We start from the raw sequence: 20190 nt of genomic DNA on the forward strand, positions 1-20190 counted from the left end.
GTTTGTCTCCCTCCTCGCAGAGGGTCGCGCTTCGTTGGGGAAGCGTGGCCCGCGCCGTACATAGGCGTCTGGACCCAAAAGGTCAAATGACAGTTTTGCCCGGCGGCGTTACGGAGCAAATCCAGCTTTTCTGGGAACTTTTGCAGCGGCCACCGGTTCCACTCCCACGGCTCACAACGAACCGAAAGGAACCCGATATGGCTTTTGCCAGTCTTAAAGACGTTTACATTGACCAGCTGCAGGACCTGTATAGCGCCAACAAGCAGGCGCGGCTGGCTACACAGAAACTCGCCGCCGCAGCCTCTGATGACACCCTTCAAAAGGCTTTGGAAGCAGGCGTCATCGGCATTGAAAACGGCATGAGCGCTCTCGACGCCATTATTCGCGGCCATGGCGCAACGCCATCCGCAGAGTTCTGCAAAGGCATGGAAGGCATCGTCAAGGAAGCCCAGGCCCATGCTCTGGATGCCGACTTCACAAACGACGAAGTCCAGGACGCCGTGATCATCACCCAGTATCAGCGCATGGTGCACTACGCACTTGCTGGTTATGGCTGCGTGTCGGCCTTCGCCAAGCGTCTCGACCTTGGTGAGGAGGCAAAGACAATCGACAAGTGCCTCAACGAAACCTACGAGGGTGACCGCACCATGACGGACCTCGCCACGAACGGCATCAACAAGCAGGCAGCCTAGCCAGTTGTCAGATTTGTCCGCATCAGCGCCCGCAGCGAAAGCTGCGGGCGTTTTGCGTTCACCTTCACCGCTCAATCAAAATGACTTGCGGTCACTCACGTGCTTAACTGTCTCTGGCAACAACAGGAGGCTCGCATGGGCTGGAACGCAAAAAATGTCCCCGATCAATCGGGCAAACACATCATCGTCACCGGGTCCAACAGCGGCATCGGCTTTGAAGCCGCAAAGGTTCTCGCGTCAAAGGGCGCACATGTAACCCTCGCCTGCCGCAATGCCGACAAAGCCAAAGAGGCGCAGACAAAAATCAAGAAGACCCACAAGGGCGCCAAGGTGGAAACCGGCTCCCTTGATCTCGCCAGCCTCAAATCCGTCGCAGCCTTCGCCGCCGCCTATCGCAAGAAGCACGGCAAGCTCGACATCCTCATCAACAATGCCGGTGTCATGGTGCCGCCCTATGACAAGACTGAAGATGGCTTTGAACTGCAGATTGGCTGCAATCATCTCGGCCACTTTGCCTTGACCGCCCAGCTCATTGATCTCGTCAACGCAGCACCGGAAGGCCGCGTCGTCTCTGTCGCCAGCCAGGCGCACCGGGCCGGCAAGATCAATTTCGACGATCTGCATTGGGAAAAGGGCTACCAGCAGTGGCCCGCCTACGGCCAAAGCAAGCTGGCAAATCTGCTTTTCACTTACGAGCTTGACCGCAACCTGAAGGAAGCCGGACACGGGACACGCGCCGTGGCGGCCCATCCCGGCTACTCATCCACAAATCTGCAGCGCACGATGACCGCAGGCACCATCGCCAATGCGATCTTTGCGCAAAGCCAGAAGGCGGGTGCCCTGCCGACCCTGCGCGCCGCAACAGACCCGGACGCCGAGTCGGGATCATACTGGGGGCCAAACGGCATCATGGAAATGCGCGGCAGCCCTGTGAAAGTGAAATCCAACCGCCGCTCCCACGACAAGCGCGTCGCCCGTCGCCTGTGGGACACCTCCCAGGAACTGACCGGTCAGACTTTCACGGTTTAGCTAATGAACCACATTGATCATGCGCGGCCCGCACGGCATTCTATGCCGAACACAATGCGGGTCGGCTGATCAAACGCTGCGCCCATCGGGAGATTGACTATGGGCCGCAACATCCTGCTGATCACCACCGACCAGATGCGCTACGACGCTTTGGGCTGCACCGGCGGCAAGGTCGCCCGCACGCCGCGAATTGATGCCTTGGCCGCCAACGGCATCAATTATTCGCGCGCTCACAATCAGTGCGTCACCTGCATGCCCGCCCGCGCCAGCATCATTACCGGGCAATACCCGGCCACCCATGGTGTATGGACCAATGGCGTGCCGCTGCCCGAGGACGCCCCGTCAGTCGCACGCGAACTTGGCAACGCCGGGTACAAGACAGCGCTCATCGGCAAGGCGCATTTTGAACCGTGGCTGTCACCGCCCGGCTTCTACGAAAACGACATGGCCAAAAAGGGCGAGACCGGTCCTCATCGCGGCTTTGACCGCATGGAACTCGCCAACCACTTCATGACCGGCAATTTCCACTACGACCAGCTGATGCTCGGTGAGCACAAGGACAAGATCGGCGGCTTCTACCCCATGGTGACGCCCGAAGGCCGCCAGAATCACATCGGCGGCGCAGACACCGGTGCCATTCAGTGCTGGGTCAACGATATGCCCAAGGAGCTGTACCATACGGACTGGGTCGCCGACCGCGTCATCTCCTTCCTCGATGCTCTGGATACGGATCAGGACTGGTTCATCTGGATGAGTTTCCCCGACCCGCACCACCCCTGGGACCCACCGGCATCCGAGATTGACCGCGTCAACTGGCGTGACCTCGACCTGCCGGAGCTGTACGCCGCCACGACGGAAGACCGTGAAAAGCTGCTGGAGCAAAAGCCACGTCACTGGAAAGGCGCATGGGACGGGTCCCTGCGCACCAATTTCGAGTTCCCGCCAAATTTCCGCCCGGCAGATCTCACGGACGACCAGGTGCGCGAAATCAACGCCATGAACCACATCGAAAACGAAATGATCGACGATGCCTGCGGGCGCGTGTTCGACCGCATCAATGAGCGCGGCTGGGACGGCCAGACCGACATCTTCTTCACAACTGACCATGGCGAACTTCAAGGCGACTTCGGCTTGATGTTCAAGGGCGCGTTCCACGTTGACGCCCTCATGCGCCTACCTTTCCTCTGGCGTCCGGCACCAGACGCCAATGTCACGCCGGATGCACTGGCAGACCCCGTGGCCCATATTGATCTCGCCCCCACCTTCTGCAGCATTGCAGGCCTTGATGTGCCTGAGTGGATGGAAGGGTCACCTTTGCCGCAATCCGCTGTGGAAGCACAGGCCCAGAACCGGGAAACCGTCCTGACCGGCTGGGACAGCGAACACAAAAATTCTGACGATCCCGACAAGCAGAAGCTCTCCTTGTCGCTGCGCACAATCACGACAACAGACTATGTGGCAACGGCCTACCTGCCCGGCTCGATCTATAAGGGCAACGAGGGCGAGCTCTACGACTTGCGTGACGACCCCTTGCAGAAAGTCAATCTGTGGAACGATCCAAAATACACGTCCATCCAAAGTGACCTATTGGCCACCATGAAGGACATGTGGCCCGCAGAAGCAGCAGAGCGCCGCAAACAGATTGCGCCCGCTTAGGGCACTCAGGAACCGAATACTGGTTTGCATGAATCGCCGTTGACTTGACAGCGTGCGCGCGGCCTCATGCCGCCCATGCCAAATAGCACGCCACATACGCAGATCATCCCGTCCCAGCGCCACCTGTTCGACATTCCCGAAGATGTCGCGTACCTCAACTGCGCCTATATGGCCCCCAACCTCAAATCTGTGACAGCAGCAGGCATTGCGGGCGCGCAGATCAAAGCAGCACCGTGGACCGTTACCGCGCCGGACTTCTTTGAGCCCGCAGAGCATGCCCGTACCCTCTTTGCACAGATGATTGGTGCAACGGCAGACGACATCGCAATCGTGCCATCGGCGTCCTATGGCATCGCAAGCGCGGCCAAAAACCTGCCCCTTGGCAAGGGCGAGGAAATCATCACCCTGGCCGAGCAGTTCCCCTCCAACGTCTATGCATGGCGCGACGCAGCCCATAAGGCCGGTGCCCGTGTTGTGACCGTCAAGAAGCGCCAGGACGGATGGACCCAACCGCTTCTTGACGCGATCACAGCCAAGACCGCCATCGTCACCATCCCTCATTGCCACTGGACCGACGGGGCCCTGGTGGACCTTGATGCGGTCCGGGCACGGACCAGGGATGTGGGCGCAGCACTGGTCATTGATGCCTGCCAGTCCATGGGCGCCATGCCCTTTGACGTGACCCGCTACGATCCCGATTTCATCGCTGCCCCTTGTTACAAATGGCTTCTGGGGCCTTACGCCATGGGCTTCCTCTACGTGGCCCCGCGGCACCATCAAGGCAGCCCCCTTGAGCAGACATGGACCGCGCGCGAGAAATCAGAGGACTTTGCAAGGCTCGTGGAGTACGCCACCGGCTTTCAGCCCGGCGCGCGCCGCTACGACATGGGCGAACGCGCCCAGTTTCACCTCATGCCCATGGCAACGGCTGCGCTCCAGCAAATCCTCGACTGGGGCGTCAGCAACATCGCAGCAACCCTGATTGAGAAGACCCGCAGTCTCACAAAGGACGCGGCCACCCTTGGCTTTGCCGCAGAACCTGAAAGCCGTCGCGCTGGACATTATCTGGGCCTGACGCGCGAGGACCCGCTTCCAGAAGACCTTCTTGAGAAACTGTCGCGGGCCAGTGTCTTTGTCAGTGTTCGCGGGGCAGCCATACGTGTCACGCCCCATCTCTACACATCCGATAGCGACATGGAGCGTTTTCTCACGGCGCTGGAGCAGGCCCTGTGAGCGCGCCGCGTCCAGCTGCGGCATGGATTGATCTTGGATTACTGACAGCCTGCTGGGCGTCAGGCTTCACCTTCACAGCCATGGCCCTTGAAGGCATGTCGCCAGAATGGGTTGTGGTGTTTCGCCAGCTCAGCGCAACGCTGATGCTTATCCCCCTTGCCTTCATCTTCGGCAAAGTGACACCCATTCCGCGCGACCTGTGGGCATGGCTCATTGCGCTCGCCATCATTGGTGACGTCGCGCCTTTCTATGTCATCAGCTGGGGTCAGCAACACATCGAGTCGGGGCTCACATCCATTCTGGTCACCACCATGCCGCTCATGACACTGGCGATGGCGCACATATTCGTCCCCGGCGAACGCATGACCGCAAGACGTCTGCTCGGCTTTGTCGTCGGCCTTGCAGGCGTTGCTCTTATTGTTGGCCCGGAGGCTTTGACGGATATCGGCGTGAGCGAGATCGAAATCATCGCGCAACTCGCGGTGCTGTTTGGCGCCATCCTTTTTGCTGCAAACGCCATCATCGCCCGCAAGATGCCCGCCATGGACATCTGGATGCGTGCCGCCATGGTCAATGGACTGGCTTTTGTCATTGCCCTGCCCTTTGCATGGAGTGTCGTCGCACCGCCTGCAAGCTTTCCTGGATGGTGGTCCATCACCGGTGTCGTAGGTACAGGCATCTTCGCCAGTGGCCTAGCCACGGTTGTTTACTTCCGCCTGATCGATGAAGCCGGCCCGACCTTCATGTCGATGACCAACTATCTCGTTCCGCCCGTGGCGCTGGTCGCCGGCGTCGTGGTGCTGGGAGAGAGCCCAAGCATCTGGGCGCTGCTTGGTCTGGCGCTTATTCTGGTCGGAATTGCCGTCGCAGAACTCAAATGGCGCAAATCTGCCTCAGAGTGAAATCTCGCCCTTGAGATAATCAGCGCACTGGCCTTCAACAATCACTCTGTCCCCGTCCAGACGACACCACACAGTGCCGCCCCGCGGAGATATCTGCCGTGCAACGAATGACTCGCGCTTCAAACGGCGCGCCCAGAACGGTGTGACGTCGCAGAACGCAGATCCCGTCACATGGTCTTCGTTGACGCCGTGCGCTGGCGCAAAGAACCGCGTCACAAAATCAAAGCCGGATCCCTCATCGCCGGGCGCTGTTGCAATCACCCCCTGATCACGCGGCGCAGTAAAGCGCGTCAGCGGTTCAATGGCAGGCGTCAGCCGGGCAACGTCGGACGCACTGTCAAACACCGCGATCAGGTTCGTCCCGCTCAACACCATGCGGGGCTTCACCCCGAGCATCGCTCCAAGTTCACGGGGTTCCGCCATGGGCTTTGACGGACGCGCAGGAAAATCCATGACAAGCCGGCCATCGTCGCCGCGCGTCACCGTCAGGGTGCCCGACAGGGTTTCAAACGAAACCCGCTCAGCCTCAGGGGTCAGATGTCTCAGGATCACATGCGCCGTCGCAAGCGTTGCATGACCACACAGCTGCACTTCGACAGTGGGTGTAAACCAGCGAAGACGATACACATCACCTTCAGGCACAAAGAAAGCTGTCTCAGCAAGATTGTTTTCAGCAGCGATGGCCAGCATCTGCGCGTCTGAGAGCCATGCATCAAGCGGAACAACGGCCGCCGGATTTCCCTCAAAGGGTTTGGATGCAAAGGCATCAATCTGAAAGAGCGTAAGGGGCATGGCACATCCTCGCGGCTGGACACCAGAACGTCAGGAAGGATCGCGCAACACCCAGCCATGGTCGAGCGGTCCGGCACCTGCACCAATCTTTGGGGCATGCGCCATTGCCATATGAACATAGTCGCGCGCATCTTCCACCGCATCGACAACATCCCTGCCCTGCGCCAGAAAAGTTGCAATGGCGCTGGCAAGCGTGCAGCCGGTACCATGGGTCGAGGTGGTATTGATCCGCGGACTTGTGAAGGTCCGGATTTCCATCGGCGTCGCCAACACATCCACCACTACGTCGCCGCCTAGATCACCGCCCGTTACCAGCACGCAGTCAGGACCCGAGGCAAGAATGGCCCGCGCGGCATCGCGCATGTCGCCCGCGGTTTTCACCGGCTGGTCAGCAAGCACCGCTGCTTCATGAATGTTCGGCGTTGCAATAAACGAAAGAGGCAAAAGCCGACCAATGAGCGCCGTCTCGGCATCCTGCTGCAACAGCCGATCGCCGGACGTTGCGACCATCACCGGGTCTACAACGACCGGCGGCACATCGTCATAGGCCTCAATCGCGTCCGCCACAGCGGTGATGATATCAGCTGAATGCAGCATCCCTGTCTTGAAGGCATCAACGCCGATGTCAGAGATCACAACGTCCATCTGCTGGCGCACAAGCTCCGGCGTGAGCCCTTCCACGCCATGAACGCCAAGTGTGTTTTGAACAGTAATGGCCGTGATCGCTGTCGCGGCATAGCCACCCAGCGCCGTCACAGTCTTGATATCGGCTTGAATGCCTGCGCCGCCGCCTGAATCAGAGCCGGCAACAATCAGGATACGCGCCAGATCTGACGGGGCCGCCTGCGTCACGCGGTTCGGCTCTCGATGACACCGCAGATATCGTTCACAACCCGCTCAACCAGCGCATTGTCGTCGCCTTCCGCCATAACCCGGATAAGCGGCTCGGTGCCGGATTTGCGGATAACCAGACGCCCGCGATTGCCCAGCGCCTGTGTGCCCGTCTCAATGGCATCCTTCACCTGATCATCCTCAAGCGGCGCGCCATCGCGGAACCGCACATTGCGCAGCAGCTGCGGCAAGGGATCAAACAGATGGCAGATTTCACTCAGAGGTTTTTGCGTCTCGGCCAGCACCGCCATCACCTGCAACGCCGCAATCAGCCCATCACCCGTGGTCGCGAAGTCAGACAGAACCACATGGCCGGACTGCTCACCACCAAGATTGAAGCCATTGGCACGCATATGCTCAACCACATAGCGGTCACCAACCTGCGTACGGGCCAGAGTCATGCCCTTGCCTTCCAGATAGCGCTCAAGGCCAAGATTGCTCATGACAGTCGCCACAATGCCGCCGCCCTGCAGCATCTGCTTGTCAGCCCAGGACTGGGCGATGGCAGCCATCACCTGGTCGCCATCCACCGTCTCACCGCGTTCATCCACGATGATCACCCGGTCTGCATCACCATCCAGCGCAATGCCGATGTCCGCTCGCAGCTCACGAACCTTGCCGGCCATCATGTCTACCGACGTAGAGCCACAGCCCTCATTGATGTTTGTGCCATTGGGTTCAACGCCGACTGAAAAGACTTCGGCCCCCAGTTCCCACAAGGCAGCAGGCGCAACTTTGTAAGCAGCACCATTGGCGCAATCCACAACAATGCGAATGCCTTCCAGGCTGAGATGACGCGGAAAAGTGCGCTTGGCAAATTCGATGTAGCGCGCCTGCGCATCATCAATGCGCTTGGCACGTCCTATGCCGGACGGTGCCGCAAGCCCATCGGTCAGGCCATTGTCCATATGGTGCTCAATCGCGTGCTCCACGTCGTCAGACAGCTTGTAGCCATCCGGACCAAACAGCTTGATGCCGTTGTCGCCAAAGCTGTTGTGCGACGCTGAAATCATGACGCCGAGATCCGCCCGCAGTGAGCGGGTCAGCATCGCAACTGCCGGTGTCGGCAACGGACCGAACTGGAACACGTCCATACCTACTGACGTAAAGCCAGCCACAAGGGCATTTTCAATCATGTAGCCGGACAGTCGCGTGTCCTTGCCGATCACGACCCGGTGGCGGTGTTCACCGCGCGTAAAAACGCGACCGGCCGCCATGCCCACCTTGAGCGCCGTCGATGCAGTCATCGGCTCCAGGTTCGCGCGACCGCGAATACCGTCCGTTCCAAAATATTTGCGTGACATCGAATGTCCCCCGCGCAGCCTTTAGCGGCTTTTGAAGTCTTGAGTTGCCGCGCACTATAGACAAAGCCGTTGAGCACGAGGTTAACGATTGTTTTCAGCCTGTTACCGGGTTTTTGGCTGCAACGCGGCGGAAACCGCAAGGGCATCCTTGAGTGCGCCGGGCGCGTGCGTCCGGATATAGCCAGCACCCGCCGCTGCCGCAAACATTTCCGCAGCCAAAGTAGCAGGACCGATATCCGCCACATCTCTGCCTGTCATTGCCCGCAAGAAACTCTTCCGGGAGACAGAAATCAGAACCGGCAGGTCATAGCGAGCCTCAAGGCGGCCAACGTGGCGCAGCACCTCAAGCGACACTTCCGGGTCCGTCCCGAGGAAAAATCCCATACCCGGGTCCAGCACCAGCCGCTCCCGTGCGATCCCGGAAGCCGCGAGTCCGTCCAGCCGGTCGTCAAAGAAGTTGAAAATGCGATCCCATATCTGATCCGCCGGCACATCCTGCCGCCGCGCTCTGCCGCGCCCCTGCACCCCATGCATGATAACAAGTTTGGCTGACGCGCTGGCCAGGGCTGGGTAAATCTCCGAATGCGGAAAGCCCTGTATGTCGTTGAGATACGCAACGCCTTGCCCCAGCGCCCAAAGCTGCACATCAGGCTCAAAGCTATCAATCGACACAGGAATGTCAGCGGCCACCAACTGAGGCACAATTCGAGCCAGACGTGAAATCTCTTCTGCAGCTCCCACGTCAGCCGAATCGGGATGGCTCGAAGCCGCTCCCAGATCAATGACATCGGCCCCCTGCGCCATCAGGGCACGCGCATGGGCAAGTGCCGCGTCCGCCTCAAGGTACTTTCCACCATCAGAAAAAGAGTCCGCGGTGACATTCAGAATGCCAAACAGGGTCGGCGAAGCAGTCATGGGCAGCACAATCCTTGGAAGCAAAAAGGCCCGGGAGCATAAGCTTCCGGGCCTTTCTAATACAGTCCTGAAACAGCTTGGCTGTTCTACGTGCCCTGCGGCTCTGCACCCGGAGGAACGCTGCCAGCGTCACCCGCAGGACGACGACCTGCCGATGGAACGGAAGACGGCGTGCCTGATTCAGGCGTGACATCGTCATCGGTGTTGCGCTCAGGCTTGGTGCCCTTCAGCAGAGCCTTGATTTCATCACCGGAGAGCGTTTCGTACTCAAGCAGGCCCTGCCCGATGATTTCCAGCTCATCGCGCTTTTCGGTGAGGATACGTGTCGCATCCTCGTGACCGGCCTTCACCAGCCGCGCAACTTCAGCATCAATCTGACGAGCCGTCTCTTCCGACACATTCTGGTTACGCGCCACGGAATGACCCAGGAACACTTCTTCCTGGTTCTCACCAAAGGCCAGCGGTCCAAGCGTCTCGGACATGCCCCAGCGGGTCACCATGTTCTTGGCAAGCTTGGTGGCCTGCTCGATGTCAGAGCCGGCACCTGCCGTCACAGCTTCATGGCCGAACACAAGTTCCTCCGCCACACGACCACCCATCAAAATTGCCATGCGAGACGTCATTTCCTGACGGTTCATGGAAAGCTTGTCGCCTTCCGGCAACTGCATGACCATGCCCAGAGCTCGGCCACGCGGAATGATCGTGGCTTTGTGGATCGGGTCGGTCGAGGGCACATTCAGCGCCACAAGAGCGTGCCCGCCTTCGTGATAGGCCGTCAGCTTCTTCTCATCGTCAGACATGACCATGGTGCGCCGTTCAGCACCCATCATCACCTTGTCCTTGGCATCCTCAAATTCAGACATAGTGACAAGGCGTTTTGCCCGACGCGCAGCCAACAACGCAGCCTCGTTCACAAGGTTTGCCAGATCAGCACCGGAGAAGCCCGGCGTACCGCGCGCAATGGTGCGTGGATTGACGTCCGGTGCCAACGGCACCTTACGCATATGCACCTTGAGGATTTTCTCGCGGCCCACAATGTCCGGGTTGGGAACAACAACCTGACGGTCGAAACGGCCCGGGCGCAGCAGCGCCGGGTCAAGAACGTCAGGACGGTTTGTCGCCGCGATCAAAATGATGCCTTCATTGGCTTCAAAGCCGTCCATCTCCACCAGCAACTGGTTGAGCGTCTGTTCGCGTTCGTCATTGCCGCCGCCAAGGCCCGCACCACGGTGCCGGCCCACAGCGTCGATTTCGTCGATGAAGATGATGCACGGTGCATTCTTCTTGGCCTGCTCGAACATGTCGCGCACGCGGCTGGCGCCAACGCCCACAAACATTTCCACAAAGTCAGAGCCTGAAATCGTGAAGAACGGCACATTCGCTTCACCGGCTACAGCACGGGCGATCAGCGTCTTACCGGTACCAGGAGGGCCCACGAGAAGCGCACCCTTGGGGATACGTCCACCAAGGCGCTGGAACTTCTGCGGGTCCTGAAGGAACTCGACGATCTCCTGCAGATCGTCCTTGGCTTCATCAACACCGGCAACGTCGTCAAAGGTCACACGACCGTGGCGCTCGGTCAGCAGCTTGGCTTTTGATTTGCCAAAGCCCATGGCCTTGCCGCCGCCGCCCTGCATCTGGCGCATGAAGAAAATCCACACACCGATCAGCAGCAGCATCGGGAACCAGGATACCAGCACGCTCAGCAGCGTCGGCGAGTCAGACGAGCTCGGACGCGCTGAGATCTGCACGCCGCGCTCATACAAACGCTCAGTCACGTTGGAGTTCGGAGGTGCATAGGTCGTGAAGGCCCGGCCATCGGAGAACGAGCCGGTGATCTTTTCACCCTGAATGGTCACATCCGCGACAGAGCCTGCGTCGGCCTCCGCGAGAAGCTCAGAGAAGGTGATATCTGTTGTCGCACCCTGCTGGGCCGGAGCCTGAAACAGGTTGAACAGCGCCACCAGCAGCAAAGCGATGATGACCCAAAGGGCGAAGTTGCGAAAATTATTCACAGGATTTTGGTCCTTGTCAGCGTGAAAGGGCCCAAAAAGCCCCAAACACGGCAGTTTTCTTGCTGAGTGCCAGCATATTCAAAGATAGGCGGCCAATAAAGGATTACCAGTCCTTAGACCAATTCCAAAACTGCTTAACGACCGTTAAATCTCAAGGCGTTAGCGCCTCAAAGCCCCACCAAAGATGGGGTTTAAGCCTCGATGCCGATAGGCGCCTCTGTCAGCCCTGCGCGCATTGGCCCCACAAAGGCGATCTGATGGCTGGGAACCTCACCATCGGGCCGGTAGCCGAGCGCAGGCACCTCAAGCAGCCTGCCCTGCGCATACACAGCTGGAATACAGGATGCCGCTGCGGACGGGACCGTGAGCACCTCAGGGCCAAGCTCGTCCCTCAAACGGCGCGCATCGCGCACACCAAGCGCGCCAATGCTCCAGGACCCGCTATCCTCTCCCATGGCGTCAGCAAGCCCCGTGGCATCAGCCAGACAGACTTCAAACCTGTGGTCCCACACCAAAGGTGCCGCACCCTGAATTGGCACCGGCTCAGCCATGGCCCGCGCTTCTCGAAAGGCAAGCACGCCGGAGCGGTGCGGAGCAAAACGCACCCCCCCAAGCGTTGCGCCTGAGAACTCCGCAGCGCGGAGTCGGTCAAGCAGGGCACGGGTGTGGTGCAGGCGCGGTGGATAAACGCCGCCCCCAACCGCCATGACAATGCGCGAGACCGAGCGCAACCCGATTTCCAGCGGCACAGTCACCAGCCGCTTGCGGTCAAACTGAGCCCAGCCGCCGGCATCAAAAGTAACGCACCCCGCCACATGAGCCTGCGTCCATCCCGCCAGCGCATCCCGCGCGACGGAAAGCCGCCCGGCCGTCTCCGCAAGGCGTTGCGCCGTCAGCCCCTCAGCCTCAAGCAATGGTTTAAGAGCCCGCATACGCACCCGCGCATGACGCTCGTCCCGATTGGAGGGGTCTGAAATGTATGCCTGCTTGCGATCCGCAAGCAGCGGCATCAAATCGGCCCTCGGCACCTCCAGCAAAGGCCTGATGATCCGTATCCCATCGCGGGTAACGTCAGCGGCCATGCCGGACAGTCCATCAACCCCGCTGCCGCGCGCCATCCGCAGCAAGAGCGTCTCCGCCTGATCATCCTGCGTATGCGCCACCATCAGGGCTGCGACCTTGTTCGCCGTACACCACTGACCCATCAGGCCGTAGCGAATGTCCCGCGCTTCAGACTGGATGCTGGCGACTGGTGTGTCGCCCTCATGGGTCAGCGTCGTGTGCGCAACGCCCAGACTTTTTGCCCATGCCGCTACCTGCTCAGCTTCGCTACTGGCCTCAGCACGCAAACCATGATCGACCGTCAGTGCATGCAGAGGACGTCCGGACTTTTTCGCCTCGTCAGCCGCCAGCACAAGCAGCGCCATCGAGTCCGGACCACCGGACACGGCCACCGCAACGGCATCCGTGCACGACAAGCCGAAAGGCGCCAGCAGCGCTTCAAAATCGAGGGAAGCCAAGCCAGGGGAAGAGTGTGTTGCCGCCATCGGCGTGCCTAGACGCAACCAGCGCGGCTGCGCTCCTGCTCAGCCCGCGCCTTCACGCTTTGCGGTGCGCTGGGGAACGTCCGCGGCACTTCAGCCAGCGTCAGGCAGGCGTCCTGTGTCTGGCCCAGAGCGGCAAGCGTAATGCCCAGCTTCAGCAGGCTGTCCGGTGCCTTGGGGCTGGAGGCATAGGTCTGGTAGCCCGTAAGGAACGCGCGCGCCGCGTCCTGATACTGCTCACGCACATAATAGGTTTCCCCCAGCCAGTACTGTGCATTGCCCGCAAGACTGGTGTCGCCATAGGCCTCAAGGAACTGGGTGAAAGCAGCCTCCGCGGAGGGATAATCACCCTGGCGCAAAAAGCTCATGGCATATTTATACGCCACATCAGGGCCCCCGTCCGGCAGACCGGCAGTGGTTGCGGACGACAATGCCCTTGGAGCAGACGATGGCGGCGTAAGCTGTGGCGCCGTAGACGCAACACCGCCAAGCGTGCCAATGGAGGCCTGCTGCGCAGCTGAGAGGGGCTTCTCGGTTGGTGTCGGCGCACTGCTTGCTAGGGGTGCCGGGGCACCGGTTCCAGTATTGGATGCGGATGGCCGCTGACCACCGCCGGTACCTTCAAGGTCGCGCAATCGGAAGTCTGTATCCGCAGCGAAGTTTTCCAGTTTCTGGTTGGCCTGCCGCAATTCGAACTGAAGCCGCTCAACCTGCCCCGTCATGTCGCGAAGAGATGTCTCAATCTGATCAAGCCGTAGCGAAAGACGGGCGGCATCAGTCGCGCCAATGTCTGCAGCAGGCGCAGGCGCGCCAAGCTGCGCCGGCGCACCGCCCTGATAGACATTGCGCTGCACATCCTGAAGATCCCGCTCCAGACGAAGCAGCCGATCATACAGGGCGCGTGTATCCGTCACTGACTGTTGAGCCTGTGCTGGCAACGGCACGCTGACAGAAACAACACCAGCCCCCACAAGGAGCGATGGCAGAACAGCGAGTGCAAATTTCAGCTTGGGCATGGTTCGTCCAGATTGGGTCAGTCCAGTTTGACGATTTCTCGTGAAAGCAAATCACTCCACAAGGTAGGCAAAATTGAGGCTTGGGACCAAAGCCTTAAGTACCGTTTGATCAAAAAAGTGACCCACACCTCCTGTCACAGACGTGGAATCAAGAAGGGCGCACACCCCACATGGATATGCGCCCTTCAGGAACAGCGTAGCTGGATGGCCTTAGGAGCCTGCGCCCTGCGTCACGACAGTGACACCACGGCGGTTCTGCGCCCAGCAGCTTTCATCAGAGCAAAGCGCCACGGGGCGTTCCTTGCCGTATGAAATCGTGCGCACACGCGACGGCTGAACACCGAGGCTCACCAGATAGTCCTTGGCTGAGTTCGCACGACGCGCGCCCAGTGCAAGGTTATATTCACGGGTACCGCGCTCATCAGCGTGCCCTTCAAGGGTCACAGCTACAGCCGGGTACTGGTTCATCCACGCTGCCTGACGCTGAAGCGTCGCACGGGCGTCTGCCCGCAGCGAAGACTGGTCGGTGTCGAAGAACACGCGGTCACCAACATTGACCACAAGGTCCTGCTGGGTGCCTGGCGTCGGGCCGGAAGGAGCCGGAGCCGTTGGTGCTGTGGTCGTGCGCACCGGCGCCTGTTCTGGATCAGAGCTACACGCCACAAGCGCCAGCGCTGCAAAACCTGCCAGCGCCATCTTCACAGCGCGACCTGAAAACTCTCCGAAAGTCATTGTCCGTGAACGGATCAACGTTGCGGTCATATTAAAAAACTCCTGCCTTCACGGACCTTGAAAAGGCCCCCAAATAATGTTGCACCCCGGAACCGCACACCCAAGAAAACACCTTGCAAGTGCTCGAATTTGTACGCGTCCCAACTCTATTCAAACCGCCGGATCACCGTTGTGTTCCCGCCACCTTCTAACCACTCAGTGACTTTACCAACGAAATATGACGGTTACCCGCGAAACTCAGTCCCTGTCTGGCCCGATCTGGCCCAATCCGGGAAGTCTGTACCGCGGGCATCTTGACGTTTTCTTGGATCCCCAATTCGACGTTATCCGCAAGGGCCCTAGCGGATCAAGGGAGACCAGGCCGGGTCGGATCCGAATCCCGGCGTCACAACCTGCCGTTCGTTGTACCCGGTCAGGTCCACCGACCAAAGACTGGGCCCCCCGCGCACGCCCGGTGTTTCCCGGAAAAACATGAGAACCCGGCCATTTGGCGCCCATGTGGGCCCCTCATTGTGATAGCCCTCGGTCAGAATTCGCTCACCGGTTCCATCCGGACGCATGACGCCAATCAGGAAACGAGCTTTGTATTGTTTGGTAAACGCGATCATATCTCCGCGCGGAGACCAGACCGGCGTCGAATACCGCCCCTCACCGAAGCTGATCCGGCGCACGCCGGAGCCATTCGAGTTCATCACGTAGATCTGCTGAGTGCCGCCCCGGTCGCTTTCAAAGGCAATTTCGCGCCCTGCTGGGCCGTAAGTGGGTGAAGTATCGATCGACGGCGAATTGGTTAACCGGCGCGTACCACGAGTCCGCAAATCCAGCTCATAGATATTGGCGTTGCCACCGCGCTGCAGGCTCATGATGACCTTGTCACCATCAGGAGAGAACCGCGGCGCGAAAGTCATGCCCGGGAATTCGCCGACCACTTCCTGCTGACGTGTCTCGATGTTGAAGAGATACACCCGCGGGCTGCCGCCAGCGTAAGACAGATAGGTGATTTCCTGATTGGTTGGTGAGAAGCGCGGTGTCAGCACCAGAGCGCCCCCGTTGGTCAGGAAACGCGGGTTGTGCCCGTCCTGATCCATCAGCGCCAGGCGTTTGACGCGCTGACCTTTGGTGCCTGTCTCGGACACGAACACGATGCGCGTATCGAAGTACCCGGTCTCACCGGTGAGACGCTCATATATGGCATCTGAAATGATGTGCGACACCCGCCGCCAGTTGTCCGGCTTGGTGAAATACTGCAGGCCAATGAGCTGCTCTTCGCCGAACACATCCCACAGACGAAATTCCACCCGCAAACGGCCGTCGGGCTCCTGCGTCACTGATCCCGTCAAAAGCGCCTGCGCATCAATGATCCGCCAGTCGCCAAAGCGCGGTGCACTATTGGGGTCTGTAATCTTCTCGATGAAAGCAGCTTCGCTCAGGGGACGGAACAATCCGGACCGTTCAAGATTGCTGCGGATCACCCCAGCCATCTTGTCACCGGTTTCAGTGGCTGCTGCGTCGCTGCCCACAAAGTCCGTGACGGCCAAAGGCAATGGCTCAATTGTGCCCTGCGTAATGTCGATACGCAGTTGCGCAAGAGCGGCGCCAGGCATCAGCAGCGCCACCGCCGCGAGCACAGGCACCCATTTCGTCAAACGACCCGCCAGAATTTGCTTAAACCCGTGCATTCCCAAAGCCTCTCCTAGCCTTCAACCCGTTTAACGACCCAGCATCTGGCTGGGGTCGAACCTCAACTCTATCTCACGCCAGGATGAATATTTTTCCACCGGCAACCGATAGGGTGCACACCGACGCACTGCCCGCAAGGCTGCTTCCTGAGCTGCCTGCTGGTAGGACGAAAGAACGAAACCGCCGCCTTTGACCTGCGGTGGTCGCGACAACGACCCATCGCGATTGAGCCATATGTTCATCGTGACAACCAAATCAGCCGCATTTGTGGCACCGACCGGCGGCGACCAGCACGCGCTGATCTGCTGACGCATGAAATCCAGCTCTGAAATCGTCAGGGACGTCCGCGCCCCGACGCGCGATTGTTGAGGCGGCTGTGTGGGCGCCGGTTGTGCAGGTGCGGGCTGGCGCTCTTCTGGAAGCTTGTCCAAAAGGGCTGCAATACGACCGGCGTCAAATGAAGGTTCCCGCTGCACCGGCCGCGTTGGCGGCGTCGGGCGCAATTTGGGAGCAGGCGGTTGCGGCGGTGCCACGTTCACCTTTTCCTGTGGCTCCGGTTCGGGCTCAGGATCTGGTGCCGGGGCCGGCTCGGGCTCCGGCGTTGGAGGCGGAGGCGTTGGCTCTGCCGGGGGTGGTGTTGGGGACGGCGGCGTGGGCTCGGCAATCGGCTGAGGTTCCGGTTCAGGTGCTTCTTGGGGTTCAGGCTCGGGTTCCGGCTCCGGCGGTGCAGGGTCTGCTTCTGGCTCCGGCGCGCGGGTGATCCGCGTGTACTCGTCAATCTCGAGGATTTCGATGGGGATCGCGGTTGCAATCTCTACCGGCTCGAGTTTGGGCGCGGGCAGGCCCACGATCGCAACCGTGATGATTGCAACGTGCAGCAGGACGGAGAGGGGAACACCGCCGCGCATTCTAGATCGCTATCCTTCGTCGGCGGCGTCAGGCCCGCCTTGCTCGGTCACCATGCCGATGCGCCTAAACCCGGCGGACGACAAAGTGCCCATGACATTCATGATCGTGCCGTAATCAACAGATCGATCGCCGCGCACATACACGCGTTCGTCATACCCACCTTCGGCAATCGCCAGCAGCCGGGCAGAAAGTTCAGGGAGCTCTACAACCGTCTCTTGCAGATAGACTTCACCTTCCGCGTTCACGGTCACTGTCAGAGGCTCGTCATCTTCCTGTAGTGGCTGCGAGCTTGTCTGCGGCAGGTCAATCGGCACACCCACCGTCAGCAAGGGTGCTGCCACCATAAACACGATCAGCAGTACCAGCATCACATCCACAAAGGGCGTGACGTTGATTTCGCTCATGGGCGCGCGGGACCGACGACTGCGGCGACGCCCGCCCCCGGAGCCACCACCAGACCCACCATTGGGCATCAGACCACCGGCCATGATCAGTGTCCCTCGCGGGTTTCGTCGATCTGCCGCGAAAGGATGGCGGAAAACTCATCCGCAAATCCGTCCAGCCGCGTCGCATATCGGTTCAGGCCCGTTGAGAAGGCGTTGTAGGCAATCACCGCCGGAATGGCGGCCAGCAGGCCAAGGCCAGTGGCAAACAGCGCTTCGGCAATGCCTGGCGCCACAACAGCCAGATTTGTATCCCGCGACACCGCGATGGCCTGGAACGAATTCATGATGCCCCAGACCGTGCCGAACAGGCCGATGAAAGGGGCCGTCGCACCGACAGTCGCCAGGAACAAAAGGCCACGCTCCAGCCGCGCTGTTTCGCGGGCAATCGAAACCGTCATCACCCGGTCAATCCGCTCTTGCAGCCCATGAATGGCCTTGGTGCCGATTTCAGCCGACCGGCGCCACTCACGCATGGCCGCTACAAACAGCGTCGACATGGGATGGTCGGGCCGGTGGCCCATATTCTGATAAATGTCTTCAAGTGACTGGCCGGACCAGAACACTTGTTCAAACTTCTCAGCCTTCTTGTTGACCGAGCGCAGCCGACCCCACTTTTCGAAAATAATGGCCCAGCTCCAGATCGATGCTGCAAACAGGCCGACCATGACGGCTTTGACCACTATGTCGGCGCGCAGGAACAGGCTGAACAGAGAAAAGTCGGTTTCGGCAACCTGCGCTGCCGCGTTGATGATATCCGGCTCCATCGTCGAAACTTCCTACGTCATGTCTAAGCGCTTCGGCGAATGCGGCACATCAACCCAGCATCCGGGAAAACGGCATTGCCGCCTGTCCCGCCTTGTCCTGTGTTTTTGTGTCGAAACTGCGGCGCGGACGCCCCGCAAAAAGAGCCGAAATCTGGTTGAAGTCAAAAGGTATCAGGCAACATAAGGGGCAAGCGCGTCTCGCACAAATGCCGGAATTCTGCGGGCGCGGCCCTTGCCGTCCAGCACAGCGATTTCAACTTCTGCTTCAAACAGCTGTGTCTCCCCCCGCCACACCGTTTGGGCCGCCCGAATGCGCGCCCCACGCACCTCCGTGAACTGCGTGCGGACCTCCAGCGCATCGTCCAGCCGCGCCGGCGCAATGAACCGAATTGTCATCTGGCGCACGGCAAAAGCTGTGGAATCCTCTGCATCCATCATAGTGCGATGATCGAGCCCGGCGCACCGCAGCACATCAGTGCGGCCCCGCTCAACAAAACGCAGATAGTTGGCGTGATAGACAATGCCGGATGCATCCGTGTCTTCGTAATAGACGCGCACTGGCATGATGTGCTGCCCATCAGCGCTCAGGGTCCCGGCTGGACCCAGCGCATCGTCCCCGGTGTCACTCATCATCAAACAATCGCGTCTGCACACCTTCAAACGAGGCAGGGATCGTCAGCCCAAGATGTTCAAAGGCAGCCCCGGTCAGTAATCGCCCACGCGGGGTGCGCTGAACAAAACCCTGTTGAATGAGGTAGGGCTCAATGAGTTCTTCAATGGCGTCGCGCGCTTCGGACAGGGCCGCCGCTATTGTCTCGACGCCAACAGGGCCGCCACCAAACTTCAGTGCGACAGTCCGCAGATAGCGATGATCAAGACTGTCCAGCCCGCGATTGTCGACTTCCAGCCGGTTGAGCGCCTTGTCCGCCACATCGGCGTCAATCTCAGCAACACCCCCAACGGACGCGAAATCACGGACCCGGCGCAGCAGCCGCCCGGCCACACGCGGTGTGCCCCGTGACCGTCGTGCGATTTCCATCGCGCCTTCGGACGTCAGCGGCGCGTCCAGAATGGTCGCAGCACGGCTGACAATCTTCTCGAGTTCTTCATTGGTGTAGAATTCCAGCCGCACCGGAATGCCAAAACGATCCCGCAGCGGCGTTGTCAGAAGCCCGGCCCGCGTGGTCGCCCCCACAAGGGTGAACTGCGCCAGGTCGATCTTCACCGACCGCGCAGCCGGTCCCTCACCAATGATCAAGTCGAGTTCAAAATCCTCCATTGCCGGATAGAGGATTTCTTCAACCGCAGGCGACAACCGGTGAATCTCATCGATGAAAAGCACGTCACGCGGCTCGAGGTTCGTCAGCAAAGCGGCAAGATCACCTGCCTTGGCAATAACAGGCCCTGACGTGGATCTGAAATTGACGCCGAGCTCTCGCGATACGATCTGCGCCATGGTCGTTTTGCCAAGACCGGGAGGTCCCGACAGCAACACATGGTCCATCGCTTCATTGCGCGACTTCGCGGCCTGAATGAAAACGCTCAGATTTTCCTTCGCCCGCGCCTGCCCGACAAACGCATCAAGCGCTGTGGGGCGGATGCCCTGCTCGGCTCCATCCTCAGCACTGAAGTCGGCATGTACGACGCGATCAGACATGTGGGTTCCACGA

19 protein-coding genes are annotated in these 20190 nt (G+C 59.9%); 5 read left to right on the forward strand and 14 right to left on the reverse strand.

Annotated features, from left to right (window positions below; translation table 11 throughout):
• Positions 1-197: 197 nt before the first annotated feature.
• The 5 genes from BN1012_RS11470 (at position 198) to BN1012_RS11490 (ending at position 5512) form a co-directional block, all read left to right on the forward strand.
• The gene (locus BN1012_RS11470) at positions 198-692 is read left to right on the forward strand and encodes a DUF892 family protein (protein ID WP_043950988.1); all 495 of its coding nucleotides are present in this window, start codon (positions 198-200) and stop codon (positions 690-692) included.
• Between the two features lie 135 nt (positions 693-827).
• Positions 828-1721 carry an oxidoreductase gene (locus BN1012_RS11475; protein WP_043949720.1) on the forward strand — a complete coding sequence of 298 codons (894 nt, stop codon included), beginning with the start codon at positions 828-830 and terminating at the stop codon, positions 1719-1721.
• 99 nt (positions 1722-1820) lie between these two features.
• Positions 1821-3377, forward strand: coding sequence for a sulfatase family protein (locus BN1012_RS11480; RefSeq protein WP_043949721.1), 1557 nt, complete (start codon positions 1821-1823; stop codon positions 3375-3377).
• A 75-nt stretch (positions 3378-3452) separates the two neighbouring features.
• Positions 3453-4610, forward strand: a complete 1158-nt coding sequence (locus BN1012_RS11485; protein WP_171815950.1) for an aminotransferase class V-fold PLP-dependent enzyme — start codon at positions 3453-3455, stop codon at positions 4608-4610.
• The gene (locus BN1012_RS11490) at positions 4607-5512 is read left to right on the forward strand and encodes a DMT family transporter (protein WP_043949722.1); all 906 of its coding nucleotides are present in this window, start codon (positions 4607-4609) and stop codon (positions 5510-5512) included. The genes BN1012_RS11485 and BN1012_RS11490 overlap by 4 nt, the downstream gene beginning before the upstream one ends.
• Here the strand turns inward: BN1012_RS11490 and BN1012_RS11495 are convergent.
• The 14 genes from BN1012_RS11495 to ruvB form a co-directional block, all read right to left on the reverse strand.
• Positions 5504-6304, reverse strand: coding sequence for a PhzF family phenazine biosynthesis protein (locus BN1012_RS11495; RefSeq protein ID WP_043949723.1), 801 nt, complete (start codon positions 6302-6304; stop codon positions 5504-5506). The two genes, BN1012_RS11490 and BN1012_RS11495, sit on opposite strands and share 9 nt — an antisense overlap.
• Positions 6305-6334: 30 nt before the next feature.
• Positions 6335-7156: a bifunctional hydroxymethylpyrimidine kinase/phosphomethylpyrimidine kinase gene (thiD, locus tag BN1012_RS11500; protein ID WP_081826354.1), complete on the reverse strand. Its 822-nt coding sequence runs from the start codon at positions 7154-7156 to the stop codon at positions 6335-6337.
• Positions 7153-8499 (reverse strand): phosphoglucosamine mutase, encoded by a 1347-nt coding sequence (gene glmM, locus BN1012_RS11505; protein ID WP_043949724.1) that lies wholly within the window; start codon positions 8497-8499, stop codon positions 7153-7155. Before glmM ends, thiD begins: the two co-directional genes overlap by 4 nt.
• A gap of 102 nt (positions 8500-8601) precedes the next feature.
• Positions 8602-9414 carry a dihydropteroate synthase gene (gene folP / locus BN1012_RS11510; protein WP_043949725.1) on the reverse strand — a complete coding sequence of 271 codons (813 nt, stop codon included), beginning with the start codon at positions 9412-9414 and terminating at the stop codon, positions 8602-8604.
• An 86-nt stretch (positions 9415-9500) separates the two neighbouring features.
• Positions 9501-11429 carry an ATP-dependent zinc metalloprotease FtsH gene (ftsH, locus tag BN1012_RS11515; protein ID WP_043950991.1) on the reverse strand — a complete coding sequence of 643 codons (1929 nt, stop codon included), beginning with the start codon at positions 11427-11429 and terminating at the stop codon, positions 9501-9503.
• A gap of 191 nt (positions 11430-11620) precedes the next feature.
• The gene (gene tilS, locus BN1012_RS16965; protein WP_171815951.1) at positions 11621-12949 is read right to left on the reverse strand and encodes a tRNA lysidine(34) synthetase TilS; all 1329 of its coding nucleotides are present in this window, start codon (positions 12947-12949) and stop codon (positions 11621-11623) included.
• A 35-nt stretch (positions 12950-12984) separates the two neighbouring features.
• Positions 12985-13989 (reverse strand): tol-pal system protein YbgF, encoded by a 1005-nt coding sequence (gene ybgF, locus BN1012_RS11525; protein ID WP_052535149.1) that lies wholly within the window; start codon positions 13987-13989, stop codon positions 12985-12987.
• A gap of 210 nt (positions 13990-14199) precedes the next feature.
• The gene (gene pal / locus BN1012_RS11530) at positions 14200-14721 is read right to left on the reverse strand and encodes a peptidoglycan-associated lipoprotein Pal (RefSeq protein ID WP_043949726.1); all 522 of its coding nucleotides are present in this window, start codon (positions 14719-14721) and stop codon (positions 14200-14202) included.
• Positions 14722-15059: 338 nt separating this feature from the next.
• Positions 15060-16400, reverse strand: a complete 1341-nt coding sequence (gene tolB, locus BN1012_RS11535) for a Tol-Pal system beta propeller repeat protein TolB (protein ID WP_043949727.1) — start codon at positions 16398-16400, stop codon at positions 15060-15062.
• 30 nt (positions 16401-16430) lie between these two features.
• The gene (locus tag BN1012_RS17640; protein ID WP_052535152.1) at positions 16431-17309 is read right to left on the reverse strand and encodes a cell envelope integrity TolA family protein; all 879 of its coding nucleotides are present in this window, start codon (positions 17307-17309) and stop codon (positions 16431-16433) included.
• 9 nt (positions 17310-17318) lie between these two features.
• Positions 17319-17798, reverse strand: coding sequence for a protein TolR (tolR, locus tag BN1012_RS11545; RefSeq protein WP_171815952.1), 480 nt, complete (start codon positions 17796-17798; stop codon positions 17319-17321).
• A 2-nt stretch (positions 17799-17800) separates the two neighbouring features.
• Entirely contained in the window at positions 17801-18520 is a 720-nt protein-coding gene (tolQ, locus tag BN1012_RS11550) for a protein TolQ (protein WP_043949728.1), read from the reverse strand.
• A 171-nt stretch (positions 18521-18691) separates the two neighbouring features.
• A complete protein-coding gene (ybgC, locus tag BN1012_RS11555; RefSeq protein WP_043949729.1) occupies positions 18692-19150 on the reverse strand; it encodes a tol-pal system-associated acyl-CoA thioesterase in 459 nt (152 codons plus the stop codon).
• Positions 19143-20177: a Holliday junction branch migration DNA helicase RuvB gene (gene ruvB / locus BN1012_RS11560; RefSeq protein WP_043949730.1), complete on the reverse strand. Its 1035-nt coding sequence runs from the start codon at positions 20175-20177 to the stop codon at positions 19143-19145. The genes ybgC and ruvB overlap by 8 nt, the downstream gene beginning before the upstream one ends.
• Positions 20178-20190: the final 13 nt, after the last annotated feature.

This window comes from Candidatus Phaeomarinobacter ectocarpi (assembly GCF_000689395.1).
In the GTDB taxonomy this organism is placed as follows: Bacteria; Pseudomonadota; Alphaproteobacteria; order CGMCC-115125; family CGMCC-115125; genus Pyruvatibacter; species Pyruvatibacter ectocarpi.

Excerpts from the sequence above, each read along its gene's own strand:
- ruvB (WP_043949730.1), bottom strand. The coding sequence starts at position 20,177 with ATGTCTGATCGCGTCGTACATGCCGACTTCAGTGCTGAGGATGGAGCC.
- glmM (WP_043949724.1), bottom strand. The coding sequence starts at position 8,499 with ATGTCACGCAAATATTTTGGAACGGACGGTATTCGCGGTCGCGCGAAC.
- folP (WP_043949725.1), bottom strand. The coding sequence starts at position 9,414 with ATGACTGCTTCGCCGACCCTGTTTGGCATTCTGAATGTCACCGCGGAC.
- BN1012_RS11470 (WP_043950988.1), top strand. The coding sequence starts at position 198 with ATGGCTTTTGCCAGTCTTAAAGACGTTTACATTGACCAGCTGCAGGAC.
- pal (WP_043949726.1), bottom strand. The coding sequence starts at position 14,721 with ATGACTTTCGGAGAGTTTTCAGGTCGCGCTGTGAAGATGGCGCTGGCA.
- tolQ (WP_043949728.1), bottom strand. The coding sequence starts at position 18,520 with ATGGAGCCGGATATCATCAACGCGGCAGCGCAGGTTGCCGAAACCGAC.
- ybgF (WP_052535149.1), bottom strand. The coding sequence starts at position 13,989 with ATGCCCAAGCTGAAATTTGCACTCGCTGTTCTGCCATCGCTCCTTGTG.
- BN1012_RS11480 (WP_043949721.1), top strand. The coding sequence starts at position 1,821 with ATGGGCCGCAACATCCTGCTGATCACCACCGACCAGATGCGCTACGAC.
- BN1012_RS11495 (WP_043949723.1), bottom strand. The coding sequence starts at position 6,304 with ATGCCCCTTACGCTCTTTCAGATTGATGCCTTTGCATCCAAACCCTTT.
- BN1012_RS17640 (WP_052535152.1), bottom strand. The coding sequence starts at position 17,309 with ATGCGCGGCGGTGTTCCCCTCTCCGTCCTGCTGCACGTTGCAATCATC.
- ybgC (WP_043949729.1), bottom strand. The coding sequence starts at position 19,150 with ATGAGTGACACCGGGGACGATGCGCTGGGTCCAGCCGGGACCCTGAGC.
- tolB (WP_043949727.1), bottom strand. The coding sequence starts at position 16,400 with ATGCACGGGTTTAAGCAAATTCTGGCGGGTCGTTTGACGAAATGGGTG.
- BN1012_RS11475 (WP_043949720.1), top strand. The coding sequence starts at position 828 with ATGGGCTGGAACGCAAAAAATGTCCCCGATCAATCGGGCAAACACATC.
- tolR (WP_171815952.1), bottom strand. The coding sequence starts at position 17,798 with ATGGCCGGTGGTCTGATGCCCAATGGTGGGTCTGGTGGTGGCTCCGGG.
- BN1012_RS11485 (WP_171815950.1), top strand. The coding sequence starts at position 3,453 with ATGCCAAATAGCACGCCACATACGCAGATCATCCCGTCCCAGCGCCAC.